Source organism: Gordonia sp. L191, from assembly GCF_030077625.1.
Classification (GTDB): domain Bacteria; phylum Actinomycetota; class Actinomycetes; order Mycobacteriales; family Mycobacteriaceae; genus Gordonia; species Gordonia polyisoprenivorans_A.
The window spans coordinates 5773125-5790989 of record NZ_CP125996.1 but is presented as its reverse complement, the minus strand read 5'-3'; the positions used below and the strand labels follow the sequence as shown (position 1 = coordinate 5790989).

General features: G+C 66.7%; 21 protein-coding genes. 7 read left to right on the top strand and 14 right to left on the bottom strand.

The features are described 5' to 3' along the window. Positions 1 to 8: 8 nt before the first annotated feature. The 5 genes from QNM97_RS26160 to dnaK all read right to left on the bottom strand — a co-directional run bounded on the left by QNM97_RS26160 (position 9) and on the right by dnaK (position 5614). Complete coding sequence (locus QNM97_RS26160) at positions 9 to 1184, bottom strand: hypothetical protein (protein ID WP_283820978.1); 1176 nt, start codon at positions 1182 to 1184, stop codon at positions 9 to 11. A gap of 162 nt (positions 1185 to 1346) precedes the next feature. Further along, complete coding sequence (locus QNM97_RS26155; RefSeq protein ID WP_170320197.1) at positions 1347 to 1703, bottom strand: heat shock protein transcriptional repressor HspR; 357 nt, start codon at positions 1701 to 1703, stop codon at positions 1347 to 1349. A gap of 105 nt (positions 1704 to 1808) precedes the next feature. Beyond that, positions 1809 to 3020 (bottom strand): molecular chaperone DnaJ, encoded by a 1212-nt coding sequence (dnaJ, locus tag QNM97_RS26150; protein ID WP_208793021.1) that lies wholly within the window; start codon positions 3018 to 3020, stop codon positions 1809 to 1811. A 111-nt stretch (positions 3021 to 3131) separates the two neighbouring features. Then, positions 3132 to 3767 carry a nucleotide exchange factor GrpE gene (grpE, locus tag QNM97_RS26145; RefSeq protein WP_006369916.1) on the bottom strand — a complete coding sequence of 212 codons (636 nt, stop codon included), beginning with the start codon at positions 3765 to 3767 and terminating at the stop codon, positions 3132 to 3134. Next, the gene (gene dnaK / locus QNM97_RS26140; protein WP_283820977.1) at positions 3764 to 5614 is read right to left on the bottom strand and encodes a molecular chaperone DnaK; all 1851 of its coding nucleotides are present in this window, start codon (positions 5612 to 5614) and stop codon (positions 3764 to 3766) included. Before dnaK ends, grpE begins: the two co-directional genes overlap by 4 nt. Positions 5615 to 6022: 408 nt before the next feature. On the opposite strand from dnaK, the gene QNM97_RS26135 reads away from it, so the two are divergent. Then, the gene (locus QNM97_RS26135; RefSeq protein WP_208793023.1) at positions 6023 to 6193 is read left to right on the top strand and encodes a hypothetical protein; all 171 of its coding nucleotides are present in this window, start codon (positions 6023 to 6025) and stop codon (positions 6191 to 6193) included. A gap of 23 nt (positions 6194 to 6216) precedes the next feature. Here the strand turns inward: QNM97_RS26135 and QNM97_RS26130 are convergent, their stop codons facing one another. Further along, a complete protein-coding gene (locus QNM97_RS26130; protein ID WP_283820976.1) occupies positions 6217 to 7620 on the bottom strand; it encodes a CoA transferase in 1404 nt (467 codons plus the stop codon). A gap of 66 nt (positions 7621 to 7686) precedes the next feature. Between QNM97_RS26130 and QNM97_RS26125 the strand changes: the two genes are divergently transcribed. Further along, complete coding sequence (locus QNM97_RS26125; protein WP_283820975.1) at positions 7687 to 8403, top strand: IclR family transcriptional regulator; 717 nt, start codon at positions 7687 to 7689, stop codon at positions 8401 to 8403. A gap of 166 nt (positions 8404 to 8569) precedes the next feature. Here QNM97_RS26125 and QNM97_RS26120 read toward each other — a convergent pair whose 3' ends face one another. Genes QNM97_RS26120 through QNM97_RS26110 form a run of 3 tightly spaced genes read right to left on the bottom strand, consistent with a single transcriptional unit; the run spans position 8570 to position 9721 of the window. Further along, a complete protein-coding gene (locus QNM97_RS26120) occupies positions 8570 to 8875 on the bottom strand; it encodes a DUF6036 family nucleotidyltransferase (protein ID WP_283820974.1) in 306 nt (101 codons plus the stop codon). Positions 8876 to 8877: 2 nt separating this feature from the next. Further along, positions 8878 to 9309: a hypothetical protein gene (locus QNM97_RS26115; RefSeq protein ID WP_283820973.1), complete on the bottom strand. Its 432-nt coding sequence runs from the start codon at positions 9307 to 9309 to the stop codon at positions 8878 to 8880. A gap of 52 nt (positions 9310 to 9361) precedes the next feature. Further along, the gene (locus QNM97_RS26110) at positions 9362 to 9721 is read right to left on the bottom strand and encodes a hypothetical protein (RefSeq protein WP_208793027.1); all 360 of its coding nucleotides are present in this window, start codon (positions 9719 to 9721) and stop codon (positions 9362 to 9364) included. Between the two features lie 138 nt (positions 9722 to 9859). Between QNM97_RS26110 and QNM97_RS26105 the strand changes: the two genes are divergently transcribed. From QNM97_RS26105 to QNM97_RS26090, 4 genes are all read left to right on the top strand, one after another. Next, positions 9860 to 11029 carry an LLM class flavin-dependent oxidoreductase gene (locus QNM97_RS26105; RefSeq protein WP_283820972.1) on the top strand — a complete coding sequence of 390 codons (1170 nt, stop codon included), beginning with the start codon at positions 9860 to 9862 and terminating at the stop codon, positions 11027 to 11029. Positions 11030 to 11072: 43 nt separating this feature from the next. After that, a complete protein-coding gene (locus QNM97_RS26100; protein WP_283820971.1) occupies positions 11073 to 11525 on the top strand; it encodes a hypothetical protein in 453 nt (150 codons plus the stop codon). Positions 11526 to 11608: 83 nt separating this feature from the next. Next, positions 11609 to 11821: a ribbon-helix-helix domain-containing protein gene (locus tag QNM97_RS26095; protein WP_208793030.1), complete on the top strand. Its 213-nt coding sequence runs from the start codon at positions 11609 to 11611 to the stop codon at positions 11819 to 11821. Beyond that, entirely contained in the window at positions 11818 to 12225 is a 408-nt protein-coding gene (locus QNM97_RS26090; RefSeq protein WP_208793031.1) for a PIN domain-containing protein, read from the top strand. The genes QNM97_RS26095 and QNM97_RS26090 overlap by 4 nt, the downstream gene beginning before the upstream one ends. 82 nt (positions 12226 to 12307) lie before the next feature. Here the strand turns inward: QNM97_RS26090 and lon are convergent, their stop codons facing one another. From lon to QNM97_RS26070, 4 genes are all read right to left on the bottom strand, one after another. Continuing rightward, positions 12308 to 14647, bottom strand: coding sequence for an endopeptidase La (gene lon, locus QNM97_RS26085; RefSeq protein ID WP_283820970.1), 2340 nt, complete (start codon positions 14645 to 14647; stop codon positions 12308 to 12310). A gap of 217 nt (positions 14648 to 14864) precedes the next feature. Next, complete coding sequence (locus tag QNM97_RS26080) at positions 14865 to 15536, bottom strand: alpha/beta hydrolase (protein WP_283820969.1); 672 nt, start codon at positions 15534 to 15536, stop codon at positions 14865 to 14867. Between the two features lie 105 nt (positions 15537 to 15641). Beyond that, entirely contained in the window at positions 15642 to 16085 is a 444-nt protein-coding gene (locus QNM97_RS26075) for a DUF4186 domain-containing protein (protein ID WP_283820968.1), read from the bottom strand. Between the two features lie 98 nt (positions 16086 to 16183). Continuing rightward, entirely contained in the window at positions 16184 to 16693 is a 510-nt protein-coding gene (locus QNM97_RS26070; RefSeq protein ID WP_502874963.1) for a phenolic acid decarboxylase, read from the bottom strand. A gap of 111 nt (positions 16694 to 16804) precedes the next feature. Between QNM97_RS26070 and QNM97_RS26065 the strand changes: the two genes are divergently transcribed. Beyond that, a complete protein-coding gene (locus tag QNM97_RS26065) occupies positions 16805 to 17332 on the top strand; it encodes a DoxX family protein (RefSeq protein WP_283820967.1) in 528 nt (175 codons plus the stop codon). Between the two features lie 9 nt (positions 17333 to 17341). Here the strand turns inward: QNM97_RS26065 and QNM97_RS26060 are convergent, their stop codons facing one another. Further along, complete coding sequence (locus tag QNM97_RS26060) at positions 17342 to 17839, bottom strand: hypothetical protein (protein WP_283820966.1); 498 nt, start codon at positions 17837 to 17839, stop codon at positions 17342 to 17344. Between the last annotated feature and the right edge of the window lie 26 nt (positions 17840 to 17865).

The window sequence follows — 17865 nt, the reverse complement described above, 5'->3', positions numbered from 1 at the left end:
TGCGGCAGCTATCCGCCCGCACCTGGGTTGCCCGGACCCAGTTGCGGGGCGGACACGGTCGTCGTCACCACCGAGGTGACGGTCTCCTGCTCGGTGACCGTGGCCGTCGCTGTCGCCGTTGCCGTCGAGGTGACGGTCTGGGTGGCCGTACTGGTGACCGGTGGCCGCGTGACGGTGCTGGTGACGGTTTGCTGGTCGACGACCGTCTGGGTGTCGGGTTGGCCGGTACGGGTGACGGTGACCTCGCTGGTCGGACCGGGCACCGTGACGGTCGAGGTGACCGCGGCGGGCGTGCCCGAGTCGTCCTTGCCGGTGAACAGCGCCACGAGCGCGACCACGCACAGCAACGCGGCGAGCCCGGCGGCCCCGCCGATGATCCACCAGCGCACACCCACCCCGCCCATCGCCGTGGCCGGCGCGGCGGCGGCAGTCCCGACGGTCGATGCCGCTGCGACCGGTCCGACGGCAGCCGCGGCGACCGGGATCGCGCGGGTGTCGGCGGCGATCACCTCGGTGACGCCCTGCGCCAGCGCGAACACCGGTGCGGCGGCCACGGTCACCGGTGTGCCGGTCGCCGTCTCGATGGCACGCACGGCGTCGGGCAGTTGTGCGCCGGAACCGACCGCGACCACGCGAGTCGCGCCCGCTCCGCGTGTCAGTGAGTTCAGATGCGCCACGAGGCTGCCGGCGCCCTGCGGGTCGGTCAGCGGCACCGACTGGGTCGCGGCGACGGCGGCGGAGGCGTGTACCGACGAGTGCTCGGCGTTGACGAGGGCGATCGAGGCACCGGAGGCCAGGGCCCCGGAGCGGTCGAGGACGACGGCGGCGACATCGCCGGTGGCGTCGCGGTGCGCAACCTGGGCCAGGGCGTACGGGAGGTCGACGAAGCTCACCGCCGACGCCCACTCGGGTGCGCCGGGTGCGTTCAGCGAGAACTCGAGGTGTGCCCGCACGTCGGGGCGAGCGCAGGTCAGCACGATGTGGTCGATCGTGAAGGGCGCGGAGTCGACGAGCTCACGCAGCGCATCGAGCGCCGCATTCGGTGATTCGTCGGCGAGCTCGACGTGATTGCTGGCGACGATCTCGCCGGTGGCGTCGCGGACGACGGTCGCGATCTCGTCGCCCACCACCGAGACCCCGAGCACTGCGGGTTCGGCGATGGAGATCTCGGGTGACTCGCTCACCGTTCACCTCCCTTGTCAGGTCACCGACCTCGGATGACACGCCGCCACAGACTAACGCGCGATCGGTGCGCGGCCCACAGGCCGCTTACCGATCGCTGTCGTCGGGGATCAGTGAATCGTTACTCGGTTGGTCACACTGCAGGGGGTCACACTGCAGGGAAGTCACTCTTCGGTGCGTCGGCGCCGGGGCTGCCAGACGACGAGCGCATTGGTCCGCGGGACGGGGACCAATTCACCGCCGCGGCGGGCGCGGTGTGCGTCGACCTCGCGTTGGAGTTCGTGCACCCGCTGTTGGAGCGCGTCGACCTGGTTGGTGAGCTCGATGATCCGTTTGATGCCTGCGAGGTTCACGCCCTCCTCCTGGGAGAGCCGCTGGATCTCGCGGAGCACCTCGACGTCGTGCGAGGAGTAGCGTCGTCCACCACCACTGGTGCGTTGCGGGGTCACCAGCCCGAGCCGGTCGTAGGTGCGCAAGGTCTGCGCGTGCATTCCGGCGAGCTCGGCGGCCACCGAGATCATGAAGGTGGCGGTAGCGCTCACCTCGCCCTCGAAACCCTCGAAACCGCCGGCCGGCCCGGTGCCCTCAGCGCCGGGCCGCCCACGATTCTTGCGTTCTGCCATGGCTCATCGCCCCCAACCCGCCCGAGGATCGAAACCGCTGGACTTCTCGGCCTCGGCGTAGGCACGCATGGCCTCCACCGCGGCGTCGTCGAGTTTGCGGGGCACCTCGACCTTGACGGTGACGAGCAGGTCTCCGGCACCGCCGGCGCGCTTGGGCACGCCGCGGCCACGGACCCGAAGGGTGCGGCCGTCGCTGGTGTTCGGCGGGATCTTCACCCCGACCGATCCGTCGAGCGTCGGCACCGAGACCGTCGAGCCGAGCACCAGTTCGGAGATGCTCACCGGCAGTTGGACGCGCAAGTCGTGACCGCTGCGGGTGAACACCTTGTCGGGGGTCACGTGGACCACGACGTACAGGTCACCCGACGGCGCGCCCCGGCGTCCGGCCTCGCCTTGTCCGGCCAGCCGGATGCGCTGGCCGTCCTCGACGCCGGACGGGATGCGGACGTTGATGGTGCGCGAGCGCACCTTGACGCCGCTGCCATCGCAGTCGGTGCAGGGGTCGTCGATGCGGGAGCCGGTGCCCTGGCAATCCTGGCACGGCTCGCTGAACCCGAACGCGCCCTGGTTGCGGCTGACGAAGCCGGATCCGTTGCAGTTCGGGCACACTCGCGGACTGGTGCCGGGCTTGGCACCGCTGCCGTGGCAGGTGGTGCACGGTGCCGGACTGGTCACCCGGAGTGGGACGGTCGTACCCAACGCCGCGTCCTTGAACGACAACGTGGTCTCGGTCTCGAGATCGTTGCCGCGCCGTGGCCGGGTCGCGGTCGAGGTGCGGGTGCCGCCCGAACCGCCGCGGTTGAACAAGCCCTCGAAGAGGTCGCCGAATCCGCCGGCTCCCTCGCCGGCACCGCCACCACCGAACAGGTCGCCGATGTTGAAATCGGCACCGGTCTCGGTCGAGTAGCGGGTGCCGCCGCCGGCGCCGGGGAAGCCACCGGGAAAACCATTGCCGCCGCCACGGAATCGTCCGCCGGCGAACATCGCTCGCGTCTCGTCGTACTCTTTGCGCTTGTCCGGGTCGGCGAGCACGCTGTGGGCTTCGGACACCCGCTTGAAGCGTTCTTCGGCTTGCGTGTCACCCGGATTGGCGTCCGGATGCAGCTCACGGGCGAGCTTGCGGTAAGCCTTCTTGATCTCTTCAGACGAAGCATCAGAAGCAACGCCCAGGTCCTTGTAGAAGTCACGCTCGAGCCATTCTCGTTGCGGAGCCACCAGACGTCACCTCCTTCTCAATGAACATGTCTGGATGAAGTATGTTCCGATATCCGGCGATGCGCGACGCCGCGTGGGCGTCCGCGCATCGCCGGATGGTTGTGCAGGTGATTATTGTGCACCGGTCGGAGCGTCCTGCGGGCCGCTCTCCTGCGCTGCCGGCGCCGGGTCGGTGACGGTGACCATCGCGGTGCGGATCACCTTCTCGCCCAGGCGGTAACCGCTGCGATAGACCGCGCCGAGGACCGGCTCGGAACCACTGCCGTCGTTCTGGACGGCCTCGTGCAGTTCCGGGTCGAACACGTCGCCGGGTTCACCGAACTTGACGACACCCTCGCCGGTCAGCGTGGCGGCCAGCTTGTCGGCGACCGCACGCAGCGGACCGGACTCGAGGTCGCCGTGCTCGCGGGCACGGTCGAGGTCGTCGAGGACCGGCAGCAGCTTCTCGATGAGAACCTGCTTGCCGTAGGCCACCCGGCCCTGCTTCTCCTCCTCGGTACGCCGCTTGTAGTTGGCGAACTGTGCGCGTTCGCGCTGCAGTGCCGCCGTGAGGTCGGCGACCTCGTCGGAGTGCGGGGTGCTCGGCTCGGGATCGGGGATCGCCGCGGCGGGCTCGGCCTCTGCCGGACCCGGCCCGGCGGCCGAATCCTCGCGCACCTCACCCGTTTCCGGGTCGATGCGACGACGATCGGTCACCGTCACCGGCTCCTCGGAACCAGCTCCGCTCCCGGCGCCCGGAGCGGTCACTTCTTCTCCTCGGGCTCGTCGACGACCTCGGCGTCGACGACGTCGTTGTCGCCGGCGGTCGCGCTGCCACCGTCGGCGGCGTCAGCGGCCTGGCCCTCGGCGGCCGATGCCGCGTAGATGGCCTGACCCATCTCCTGCGACTCGGTCGAGAGCTTCTCGATCGCGCTCTTGATGGAGGCGATGTCGTTGCCCTTGAGCGCCTCGTTGGCCTCGGCGATCGACGCGTTGACCTTGTCCTTGACGTCGGCGGGCACCTTGTCCTCGTTGTCCTTGAGGAACTTCTCGGTGTGGTTCACCAACGACTCGGCCTGGTTGCGCGTCTCGGCCTCTTCACGACGCTTGCGATCCTCGTCGGCGTGGGCCTCGGCGTCCTTGATCATCCGGTCGATCTCGTCCTTGCTCAGGCCCGAGCCCTCCTGGATGCGGATGGAGTTCTCCTTGCCGGTGCCCTTGTCCTTCGCGGTGACGTGCACGATGCCGTTGGCGTCGATGTCGAAGGTCACCTCGATCTGCGGAACACCTTGCGGCGCAGGAGCGATGCCACCGAGCTCGAAGGAGCCGAGCAGCTTGTTGTGCGAGGCGATCTCACGCTCACCCTGATACACCTGGATCTGCACCGACGGCTGGTTGTCCTCGGCGGTGGTGTAGGTCTCCGACCGCTTGGTCGGGATGGTGGTGTTGCGCTCGATCAGCTTGTGCATCACGCCGCCCTTGGTCTCGATGCCCAGGCTCAGCGGGGTCACGTCGAGCAGCAGCACGTCCTTGACCTCGCCGCGCAGCACACCGGCCTGCAGGGCAGCACCGACCGCGACAACCTCATCGGGGTTCACGCCCTTGTTGGGCTCACGGCCGCCGGTCAGTTCCTTCACCAGATCGGTGACTGCGGGCATACGGGTCGAACCACCAACGAGCACAACGTGATCGATGTCGCCGACGGAGATGCCGGCGTCGGAGATGACCGCCTGGAACGGAGCGCGGGTGCGCTCGAGCAGGTCCGAGGTGATCTTCTGGAACTCGCTGCGCGAGAGCTGCTCGTCGAGGAACAAGGGGTTCTTGTCGGCGTCGACGGTGATGTAGGGCAGGTTGATCGAGGTCGACTGCGACGCCGACAGTTCGATCTTGGCCTTCTCGGCAGCCTCACGCAGACGCTGCATGGCCATCTTGTCCTTGGTCAGGTCGATACCCGAGGAACTCTTGAACTTCTCGACGAGCCAATCGACGATGCGCTGATCCCAGTCGTCACCGCCGAGATTGTTGTCGCCGGAGGTCGCGCGGACCTCGACCACTCCGTCGCCGATCTCGAGCAGCGAGACATCGAAGGTGCCGCCACCGAGGTCGAAGACCAGGATGGTTTGTTCCTTCTCGCCCTTGTCCAGGCCGTAGGCCAGGGCCGCGGCGGTCGGCTCGTTGACGATGCGCAGCACGTTGAGGCCGGCGATCTGGCCGGCTTCCTTGGTGGCCTGCCGCTGGGAGTCGTTGAAGTAGGCGGGCACGGTGATGACCGCGTCGGAGACGTCCTCACCGAGGTAGGCCTCCGCATCGCGCTTGAGCTTCATCAGCGTGCGGGCGCTGATCTCCTGCGGGGTGTACTTCTTGTCGTCGATCGCGACGTTCCAGTCGGTCTCGCCCATGTGGCGCTTGACCGAGCGGATGGTGCGGTCGACGTTGGTGACCGCCTGGTTCTTGGCGGGCTGCCCGACGAGCACCTCGCCGTTGCGCGCGAATGCGACAACGGACGGAGTGGTGCGGGAGCCTTCGGCGTTGGCGATGACGGTCGGTTCGCCGCCTTCGAGTACCGACACCACGGAGTTGGTGGTGCCGAGGTCGATTCCGACAGCACGAGACATCTTTGCTATTCCTCCTGGTTTCTGGGTGTGCACCCAAGTCCTGCTCCCCCGTGGCAGGCTTGACGCCCACCACGAGAGTGTGGTTGTGGCAAACCTGCGCTCCGGGGGCAGACTTCAGTGCCTCCGACTCATGTCCTACCGGGTTGAGCCGGTCCAGGTCAACTCAAGTTGAGCCAGCATCGCTCAGGTTTCTCGATCGGTCCAACGGGTGGGGTGCCACAGATGTTCCCGATTCGACGAAAAAAGTTGAGCGGAGTTCGCTCAGGTTTGGCGCACGTGACCCCAGGTCACACGTTTCGGTCGTGAGATCCGCTCACGACCAGGCGCGATTGGGCCGATAATCCCCTCGGGGGTCGCGCTGCGTGGGTCCACCAAAAAGGTGGCCGCCGAGTTCGAGGAGTAGAGATCATGAATCGTCGTGTCCTGTCCTTCGTGGCCCTGGCCATCACGATGCTCTACGGCGTCGGCTTCGCGGTCATCGACACGAACACGCCATATGCCGTCGTCGGTGGCGTGGTGGTGGCGCTGAGTTGGGTCGCGGTCGGGATGCTCGGGCGTGAGGAGGACGACGCCGAGTGAGCCGGGCGGGCCCCTCACGCCGGTCACCACCGCAAGGGCGCAGTCCCCAGGAGTGTCGGCGCGCGGTGTGTCGGGGTCGACAGACCCTCGAACACCATCGGCACCGAAGGTTCGACGAGGCGCCCGAGCGGACCGTCACAGCCGTCGGCGGACGCGACCGGCGGCCCGATCCGTTGCCCCGGGAGGGCGTCGACGATTCCCAATGAGCGAACCCAGGTGCACACCCGCGCCAATTCGACTCGCACGCGCCATGTCCCGCCCTCGGTGGCCCGTCGGCGCAATGCCGCCAAGGCCCCGGCGGCCCCCACATAGGCGGCGAGATAGTCGTTGAGCAGTTGTGTCGGCGGCAGGGCAGGCACCCCTCCACCCTCCTCGAGAGCAAAACCCGTTGCCGCGCAGGCGAGCTGATCGAAGCCGCCGCGGTCGCGCCAGGCCGACCCAGATCCCCAGCAGTGGTAGTCGACGACGACGGTGCCCGGATGTTCGAGCGCGAGATCGTCGGCCGCGAGGCCCCGGTTGCCCAGTCCCAGATAGGAGTTGACGAAGACGTCGCCGGCGTCGATCAGCGTGTGCAACGCCGCGGCCTGATCCGGCTGTCGCACATCGCAGTACGCGTTGCGCTTACCACCGCCGGTGAGGGCGACCATCGCCAGGGGATCGGGAAGGTCCGGGCGGCTGACGTGACACACATCGGCACCGAAGGTCGCGAGCAGCTTGGTCGACACCGGCCCGGCGATCACGTGGGTCATGTCGACCACCCGTATCCCGTGGAGCGGCGGCCACATCGACGTGTGGGGAAGGGGCCGGGGCGGGGCGTCACCGATGCGCTCGAGTCGGATCACCGGATGCGTGGCGCTCTCCCGGCCCACGGGGTGCTCGGCCCATTCGTCGGCCGTGCGCACCGCGGCCGCCACGCCCCCCGCGGCGTACACGGCGTCCTCGAGATCGACCGCGCCCCATTCTGCGGCCGCGGCCGCGATCTTCGACTTGACCGGCGGACAGTTCAGGACCACACACACCGCGTCGCGTTGATGAGGATAGGTGGTGATCAGAAAGATCCCCCGGCCGTCACTCGTACGGTAGAAGTCGTTGTTACCCAAAGCCGAGGGGTCCTCGACGACGGTGTGGACATGCCGACCGTTGAGGGTGGTGAGAAATGCCGCCCGGAGTTGATCGAGCGCCGTGGCGAGGTCGACGGTCACGCGCGGACCGCCGGCGAGTGCGGCGAGTTGGACCCCGAGGGCTCCGATCCCTGCGGCAGACGCCTCCGCGATCCGATGTGGCGACGAAGTCGTCGGCGCTTCTCCGCTGATCACGCATTCCCCGGTGTCGGTACCGAGCAGGGCGGTGAGGTCGGAGACCGTCGCGGGTACCGAGGTGAACGAGTCCGGGGTGGACGAGTCAGGGGACGAAGGTGTCGGGGCCATGTCCCTACTGTGGCCATCGCCGACAGCGCACCGACCAGGCTTTCGTATTTACGTAAGGTGGTGGACATGCGCCGACATCGCGCCATTCCGCGCGCGGACCACATCCTCGAGTGTGTCGCCCGCGCCGGAAAACCCTTGTCGCTGAGCGATATCGCGCGCGAGATCGAAGCGCCGGTCTCCTCGACCCACGACCTCGTCGACGACCTTCGGGCATGCGGTTATCTGACCCGCGTCGGCGCGGGCTATCGACTCGGCCAACGCCTGCGCACGCTGCGGCTCATTGCCGGCCACGCCGATCAGCCACCTCTGACGCCAGACGAACTCACCGAGTTGAACGCCGTCATCGAGGCCCCGGTGGCGCTGGCGGTGTTGGTGGGATCCGACCTGGTGTACCTGCATGGGGTGGGCGAGGTTCCCGCGGAGATCGGCGCCGTGGTGCGCGATCACGTGCCTCGACCGTTGCTCGCCACGGCCGGTGGTCGGGCCATGCTGGCGTTCCTACCGGCGGACGAGCGCGCAGCGCTGCTCGCCGAGCACGCCTCGCCCGGGGATGCCGTCGCCTTCGGCCGCGAGATCGATGAGATTCACGCTTGCGGGTATGCCCTCAGCGATGGTTCGGTGCAGTCGGCGCTGCGGGTGGCCGGGGTACCGGTATTCGACGGCAGGCGATTACTGGCCGTGGTGGTCGTCGCCGCGCCGAGGATCTCGGATCGGCCCTCCCCGGCTCTCGAACACGCCGCGCGACGTACGGCTGCCTGGTTGGCGGCCCGCGCCCGGCCATGAGTGGTGCTGCTGCGCGACGCCTCACCGCCACTGCTCAGAGGGACTCGATGATCCGCTCGAAGAAGAGTTCCTGGGCACCGAACCGCCGACCGGGAAAGTACCGGGACACGACCGCTTCCAGCGCCTCTTGTGTGCTGATCGACAGGAGATGGCATAGCGCACTGCGTCATCGATGTCCCCCTGCGACTTGCGCGTCACCATCGCCTTCCTTGCGAGGACGTACTCCGTCGCTCAGCCAATTGGGGTCGAGATCACCCTCGCGCGCAGCGACCGATGCGGCCGCTTGAAGCACGACGTCGCGCGGCTCGAATGTTCCGTCCACATCCTCAGTCGCCCGATCGGCGTTGTACGCCAAGGCCATTGCCGCCCCGCCGACGATGAAGAGAACGCCGGCCTTTCCTCTCGCCTGCAACTCCGAGTCGAGAGCACGCAACAGCTCCCGGATCTCGGACGCCGTCAACGTTCGCGCCACGCTCAGACTCCCTCGAGATTGCCGACCGGCAACACCACGTTGCGCGTCTGCAACTCCACCGGGGTCCGGAGGTAGTCAGTCCAGAAATACTTGGGCGGCACGCCAAACGGGTCGAACATCGCATCCGTGCAGAACCGGTCCGGTTCAAAGCACCATGCCAAGATCTCCGGATCGCTGACACGATCGCGCCCGGTGATATGCGCGACCCCGCCCAGTATGGCGTCCCATCCGCGCGTGCCGGTGGGTGGCGGACTCCGATGGACCTCATCGATGTCGACGACGTCGGTCAACCGCTGCGTCCGGAGAACCAGTTCACGGAGTAGTCGGACCGCCAGATGCCAGTCGTACTCGCCGGCGGCCAGGGATTCCGCGAGCTCCGCATAGGTGAACAACGTCCCGCGTCTGCGGGTGGGTCGACGGACGTCAGCGGTCACAGGGTCGATGATATCGGCGCGCAACGAGTTCGCCGCGCCCTTGATGCCACCGTCAGTCCGGCTTGGGCGCCAACGCGTCGCCCGGGAATCCGCGGACCGGGTGGACGTCGAACTCGAAGACGCCGGCCTGTACACCCGGGTCGTCGTTCATGATCTTCGCGGTCGTCTCGACGTCCTTGTCGAAGATCCCAAAACCGCGGATGTCGGAGTCGTCCTCGGTGACACCGAGGATGACGGCGAGATCGCCCTTGGCGCGCAGGGAGAAGTTGCGTCGACTGTGCTCCCAGATCAAGTCCTTCGACTCGGGCTTGCCGAACTCGGGCCCCGCGCGCAGCACCACCACCGAATACGGCTGCGAGTACTGGATGATCGTCCGCATCTCTTGGTCGGTGATCTTGGGCAGGTCGGACATGGAGAGCTCCTTTGCTGACACATATACGAGACTTCGTCTTTCACCGTAGTCCTCGCGTTCGGCGCAGATGCGGACCGCTGGATTCAGGGTGATCGCAAGGCTTCCGGAGGCCCGGTACCCCACTGTTAGCGTGGCGACGTGCGCTTTCAAGTTCTCGACATCGTTCCGCACACACCCCATCCGGTCACCGGTGAACTCCTCTCCTCGCACACGCGCCTGACGCGCGTCGTCGAGAACGCGGTACTCGCCGAGCAGCTCGGGATCGACTCGTATGCCGTTGGTGAGCGTCATGCCGGGGAGTTCTTGTCGTCGTCGCCGACGGTGCTGCTCGGTGCGCTCGCCGCGGCCACCGACCGGATTCTGCTGTCGACCGGGGTGACCGTGCTCAGCCTGCTCGACCCGGTGCGCGTCGCCGAGGACTACGCCACCATCGACCAGCTCTCCGGCGGGCGCCTGGAGATCGTGATCGGCAAGGGCAACGAGGACAAGCACTTCCCGATGTTCGGCCGTCGGCTCGAGCATCAGTACGACTACCTCAGCGAGAACTACGCACTGCTCCGGCGGCTCCTGCGCGAGGAGAATGTCACCTGGCGGGGCGAGCATCATGCACCGCTCGACGGGGTGAGCACCGTGCCGCGGCCGTTTTCCGGGCCGTTCCGGATCTGGCACGGGTCGGCAACCTCCACCGTCGCCGTCGACCTCGCCGCCCGATACGGCGACCCGATCGTCACCGCCAACGCGCTGCAACCGCGCGAGAACTATCAGGTGCTCATCGATCGGTATCGGGAGAAGTACGCCGAGTACGGCCACGATCCGGCCCGGGCATATGTGGGGTCCGGATCGGGCGGTCTGTTCCTGGCCGCCACCACCGACGACGCGATCGCCGAGTATCGACCGGTCTACGAGGGCATCGCCGCCCGTAATCGCGAGAAGTTCGCGGGCGAGACCCGGATCGGCAAGGTCAACATGTTCGCCACCATCACCGACGCCGTCGAACGCGGGCCCGCGCTGGTCGGGTCGTCGCAGCGGGTCGCGGAGAAGATCATCGACTATCACCGTTCGTATCATCATGATCTGCAGTCGATTTCGATCAATCCGGTACTGCCGTACGAGCGTCAGCGCGAGGTGCTCACCCAATTCGCCGAAGAGGTGATCCCACTGGTGCGCCGCGAGCTGTCGACGACGCTGTGGAGTACCGACGACACCGGACGCGCCGCCGGCTTCACTGCCGGCGACTTTGCTTGCGGCGGAACAAACTTCGGAATTCCGGCAAATTCGTCCGATGGGGGCGCAACTGCACACCGATGAGTACTGTGGCGTTGTTGCGTCACCGGTGTCATGAGGAGTGCACATGGACGAGAACCAGGTCGATCAGGCCTATCAGCAGTTGCAGCAGCAAGGACAGCAGACGGCGACAGCGCTGTCGGCGCTGGCCCAAAAGCTCCAGGCGGCAGCCGCATCCGGCAATTCCGACGCCCGTGAGTGGGCGCTGGACCTCAAGGAGGTCGCGCTCGCGATCCGCGACGAGGAGGGGCAGATGACCAACCTGCTCCAGTCGATGCACGCGATGATCGATTCACACGTGCAGCAGGTGGCGCCGACGACCCCACAACCTCAGTATCAGCAGCCGCAGTATCAGCAACCCCAGTACCAGCAGCCGGCCCAGTATGCGCAGCCCGCTTACGGAGCCCCACAGGGCGGCGGAATGCTGCAGCGATTCCTCGGCAGCGGTTTCGGGCGGTCGGTCGCCATGGGCGCCGGATTCGGCATCGGCGACGACATCGTCAACGACATCTTCCGCTGAGCGAACGCCCTCGTGGTTCGAGTACGGACCAACCACGCCCGGAATCCGCGCCACGTCATACCACCGGCGGTACCATATGTGGCATGGCGAAGACGACCCTGTACCTACCCGACGACCTAAAACGCGCCATTGAGCTCGAAGCCCGCCGTCGTTCGATTTCGGAGGCAGAGGTGGTGCGCGAAGCCCTCCGTGCTGCGCTCGACGGGCAGAAGCCCCGGCCGCGGGGCGGTCTGTTCGTAGGCAGCGAGCCGATTGCCGAACGCGCTGAGGAACTGCTCGACGGGTTCGGAGAGTGATCCTCGACACCAGCGCCCTTCTCGCTTACTTCGACTCCGCGGAACCGCAGCACAGTGCCGTCGCCGAGATCATCGAATCCCACTCCGGTCCACTGGTCATTTCGCCGTTCGTCATCGCCGAACTCGACTATCTCCTACTGACCAGACACGGCACTCGAGCCGAACAGGTGGTCCTGTCGGAATTGACTTCCGGCGCATGGGAACTGGCATCAATGACGAGGAGTCGAATCGTCACGGCGACAGCCATCGTCGAGCGATATTCCGACATACCGATCGGCGTCACCGATGCCTCCAACATCGTCCTCGCGGACGCGTATCAGACTTCTTTGATTGCAACCCTCGATCATCGGCACTTCAGCATTCTTCGACTCATGGATGGATCGCCGCCGACCATCGTTCCCTGACTGCACCGGGATACCCACGTCACCACCGAGCCCGGGGAGGTATACCTCCCCGGGCTCGGTCCTGTCGTGAACCGTCGGCAGATCAGGCCGCGGCACTCACCTCGTCGGCGGCAGGCTCGAGAGCCTGCTTGACGATCTCGGCGACGTCGGCGAGCGGCGTCACCGTCACATCCTCGAGGATCTCCGCCGGCACGTCGTCGAGATCGGCCTCGTTGCGCGGCGAGATGAACACCTGGGTGAGTCCGTTGCGTTGCGCGGCAAGCAATTTCTGCTTCAGTCCGCCGATCGGGAGCACCCGGCCGTTGAGGGTGACCTCACCGGTCATGCCCACCTCGGCGCGGACCTTGCGTCCGGTGGCCATCGATACCAGCGCGGTGACCATCGTGATGCCGGCACTCGGTCCGTCCTTGGGCACCGCACCCGCGGGCACGTGCACGTGGATGGTCCCGTCGAGCGCCTTCGGTTCGACACCGAGTTCGGATGCGTGCGCACGCACATAGGACAGCGCGATCTGCGCCGACTCCTTCATCACGTCGCCGAGCTGGCCCGTGAGTTGCAGACCGCCTTTTCCCTCACCGGCATCGGTACGGTTGGCTTCGATGAACAGCACGTCGCCGCCCATTCCGGTGACCGCGAGCCCGGTCGCGACGCCGGGTACCGCGGTACGCTCCTCCGATTCGGGGGTGAAGCGCGGACGGCCCAGCAGATCTTTGAGCTCTGGCTCGCCGACGGTGACCGGTACTGCGGCACTACCGTTTTCGATGTTGGTCGCCACCTTGCGCATCAGCTTGGCCAGCAACCGCTCGAACTGCCGCACACCCGGTTCACGGGTGTAGTTCGCGGCGATCTCGCGCAGTGCGTCGTCGGTGACCGTGATCTCCTCTGCGGTCAGGGCCGCGCGCTCACGCTGGCGGGGCAGCAGATAGTCGCGGGCGATGGCCACCTTATCGTCCTCGGTGTAGCCGTCGATCGTGACCAGTTCCATGCGGTCGAGCAGCGCCGACGGGATGTTCTCGATGACGTTGGCGGTCGCGAGGAACACGACGTCGGACAGGTCGAGATCCAGATCGAGGTAGTGGTCGCGGAAGGTGTGGTTCTGCGCGGGGTCGAGGACCTCGAGCAGCGCCGCCGCGGGGTCACCACGGAAATCGGAGCCGACCTTGTCGATCTCGTCCAGCAGCACAACGGGATTCATCGATCCCGCTTCGCCGATGGCACGCACGATCCGACCGGGCAGCGCACCGACGTAGGTGCGCCGGTGACCGCGGATCTCGGCCTCGTCACGCACACCGCCGAGGGCGACGCGCACGAACTTGCGGCCCAGCGCTCGGGCCACGGACTCACCCAGCGACGTCTTGCCCACACCGGGCGGGCCGGCGAGGACCATCACCGCGCCGGAGCCGCGGCCGCCGACGACCTGCAGGCCACGCTCGGCCCGACGTGCCCGCACCGCAAGGTATTCGACGATGCGGTCCTTGACGTCGTCGAGACCGTGGTGGTCGGCGTCGAGGATCTCGCGCGCGCCCTTGATGTCGGCGGAGTCGGTGGTCGTGACATTCCACGGCAGGTCGAGCACCGTGTCCAACCAGGTTCTGATCCAACCGCTTTCGGGCGACTGGTCGCTCGAACGCTCGAGTTTGCCGACCTCGCGCAGCGCGGCCTCACGGACCTTCTCGGGCAGGTCGGCGGCCTCGACGCGACCGCGATAGTCGTCGGCGCCGTCGGGCTCGTCCTCACCGAGTTCCTTGCGGATGGCGTTGAGCTGCTGACGGAGCAGGAACTCCTTCTGCTGCTTCTCCATTCCGTTGCGGACGTCGTCGGCGATCTTGTCGGAGACCTCGGTCTCGGCAATGTGCTCGCTGGTCCAGTCGATCAGCAGTTGCAGCCGCGCGGCGACGTCGTCGGTCTCGAGGAGCTCACGCTTCTGGACGTCGGTCAGCCATGACGAGTAGCCAGAGGTGTCGGCGAGATCCGACGGGTCGCTCATCTTGTTGACCGCGTCGATGACCTGCCACGCCTCACGGCGCTGGAGCATTGCGAGGACGAGTTTCTTGTACTCGGCGCCGAGCGCCTTGGTCTCGGCTGTGGCCTCGGCCTCGTCGATTTCGGTCACCTCGACCCACAGCGCTGTGCCGTGGCCGGTGGTACCGGTGCCGATGTGTGCCCGCTTCTCACCCTTGACAACGGCCGCCTGGCCGCCGCCGGGGATGCGCCCGACCTGCACGATCGACGCAACCACCCCGTGGGTCGGGTACCGGTCGTCCAGACGCGGCGCGACCAGCAGTTTTCCGGGCTCGCTGGCCCGAGCCGCATCAACAGTCGCCTGGGCTGCGTCGTCGAGTGGGATCGGCACGACCATGCCGGGCAGGACGACGAGATCGGGAACGAACAGGACCGGCAGTGAATATGTCTGCTCAGACATCTAACCTCCAAAGTTCAGTCTGACGGACTCAACTCTGCTGGCAGGAAGTTTGTTCCCGGGGCGGTTTCCGCCGTGGGCGAACGGGCGTGTTTGTGTGCCGACCTGGCCGATGTGTGTCCTGCAGGACACACATTCCCGAAGTCGACCCACATTCAGGGATCGACCCGCCCTCCGACCCTGCTCGAGGCATCCCGGGGAGGCCGACAGCGCGGAGAACTCACCGCCCGAACGCCCACCGGACCATCAGCGAGAGTTCCGTATTCCAGAACGCCCCACCGTGCGATCCGTCCCGCTCATACATGACGACGTCCGCTCCGGCTCCGTGAAGTGCCGTCGCCCATCGCGCAGCGTTCTCGAGGAAGAACGGTTCCGAGGTGCCCGCGACGAGATACACGCGCGGCAGTTGCACCGGCATGGTCACCGGCGGGCGGTAACCGGCACCGGGCGACGCGCCGAGCACGACGCCGTAGATCGACGGGTGCCGAAGCCCAATAGCCAGAGCCAGTTCCGCCCCGGCGGAGACCCCGAACACGGCAGTCCGCTCCGGCGGCAGGTCCACACCGAACCGCGACGCCACCCATCGTCGTACGTCGCCGACGAAGAATCTCTCATGTGCAGCGAACCGTTCCGGCGCGATCGGCGGCGAATATTCCTGCAGACGCACCGTTTCATCCGCCGAGCGGTGAGTGCCGACCACCATGGTGGATTCGGCGGCGCCCGCGTCGAGCGCTTGCACCCGACGCCGGGTGGACTGGCCGTCGCCGGTGAAAACGATGGCCTCCGGCTTCGTCGGCGGGATATACACCGTGACGGCCCGGCCACCATCGTAATCGAGTGTCTCGGTATAAAATTCGCCGGCCATTGCAGCGCCGGTCGTCTCATCGTCCATCGTCACCCCTCGCCGGAGGCAAACGTGTGCCGACCTGGCGTTCGTGTGTCCTGCAGGACACACATCGCCGAAGTCGACACACCTCCAGGGGATCGACGCGCCACCTCAAAACAACGTCCCCTGTCCCGAACTCCGCGCCGAGCGCCGACCCGGGACCGGCGGAGGTGACACAGCAGGCCCATCCGCCATCTCCATACCGATCCAGCAGCACACCACGTCACAGACGTAGTCGAGTTCCGCGGCCGTCAACGCGCGCCCCGCCGCGATCCCGTGGAGTCGGTAAAGGCAACCCCGACAACAGGTTCCGGTGGCGTGCTGCGCGCGAAACACCGGGTGACCACCCCACGGCGTCTGTTTTCCGTCGTTACGGGGATGCGCCGGCGCAAGTCGGGCACGCAGCAGATCGGCCGCGTGAATCCGGATGAGTTTCATGCCGTCTCGGGCGACGATGGCCTGCTCGTGCCGTCGCAGATGAAAGCGGGAGCGGAACCGGTAGCCGGTGACCCGCTGCACGACGGCGCGGATTTCCTCGGTCGGCTGCTCATGCATGGGACCAGGTTAGAGGCGCGTGACGTCAATGGCTTCGGCTCGATGGTTGATCCGGCTCAGAACCGACGCGATATTGCCGTCACAATCTCCGATTGGACTCAATTCGTCCGATCGGCAAAGCCTTCGGGCAACTCTCCCGGTGCCACCGAAATCACCGACTCGTCGTCGGCGCCGACGAATTCGAACAGGGTGATCCGGGCGAACTCGGGCACGACGAATATCGGATAGGTGGGCCCGGCGTCGCGCAGGGCGCGCATCTCGTCGAGGTGGTCGTTCTGGAACACGACGGTGGCGGAGCCGTTCTCCTCGACCCATCGTGGGAAGAAGATCGTTCCGTGCAGTCTGCGCTTTCTCGGCAGGACGTTGACGACGACGCTCGTTCCGGTTGGCTCGTTCCAGGACACCTTGTACACGTCGTCGTCGAGCTGCACGAGGTCCACGCGTTGATCCTTCACCCACCGGCCACCCACCATCCCCGAATGAATGCGGTAGTCGATCGTCGACGCGTTCTTCACGTACATCTCGTACTGCCACCCATTGGAGTAGGTGTAGATGAAGCGATGCCCGACGAGTCCGGACAGGTCCTGGATCGGCTCGATGTTGCTCATGGTGCCGATTGTGCCCGCGTCCATCCAAGGCCCTTCCCACCCCGGGGACGACGCCTCCAAGTAAACGGACTAGAGTCCTGTTAGACCAAACGTTAGGAAGGTGAAACACCCATGCCTCGTACCTCGAAGAATTCCCGGGCACTCGATGCCGGCCTGCTGACCCTGCGTGTCGCGGTGGGTGCCACGTTGTTCGCCCACGGCACCCAGAAACTCGCCGGATGGTTCGGCGGCCCCGGCATCGACGGCACCGCCGCCGGGATGGAGAAGATGGGCTTCGAGCCGGCCAAGCCGTCGGCGGTGGCCGCCGGCATCAGTGAGGCTGCGGGCGGACTCGTCGTGCTCGGTGCGGGCACCCGGGTTGCGGCGGCCGTCGGGACCGCGGCGATGATCGCCGCCGCCGACGTCCACCGCCCGAGCGGGTTCTTCTCGCAGAACGGCGGTTTCGAGTATCCCGCAGTACTCGGATTGTCCTCTGCTGCAATCGTTCTGACCGGACCGGGGCGCTACTCGCTGGACGCCGTCGTCAAGCACCCGCTCGCACACGAGAAGGTCGGTCTCGCCGCGCTGCTGGCATCGGTCGGCGGCGCCTTCGGCGTCCTCTCACGCCGCAAGAAGGCTCTGGCCGCACAGTCGGCCTGAGCCCGCCCGTCAGATCACCGTGAACCGCACGGTGCACGTCACCGGCGCAACAGGCACCAACCCCTTGGGTTGGGCTGTGATCGACACGTCGAGCGGGCCCACCCCGGGGTGGAGGTAGAGCGTCGGCATGCTCGACATGTCGGCGAACGGCATCAGTAGCTGGTACCGCAGGATCGAGTCGGAGAATCGTTGCGTTCCGTGCTGTCCGGTCACCGGATTCCGCCAGGTGAGGGTGCCGCCGGCCGAGTAGGGGGCGAGGAACGTCACCGGCTTGGTCAAGTACAGCGTCACACTGTTGTGGATGATCGGTTTCTGGGCCTGCTGAGCGTGGATTCCCACCGTGTAGGGCAGATCGACGATGTTGGGACTGACACCCTGACAAGTGCGGTCATCGAGCCGACCGAGGGTGTCGTCAGCCGACGCGGTACCTGCGCCGATCAGCATTCCCGCCGCAGACGCGACCGTGAGCGCTCCGGCTACCAGCCGGTTCCTCCGTGTGCTGTTCATGCGCTGAGTATCGGCCGTGGCTTCAC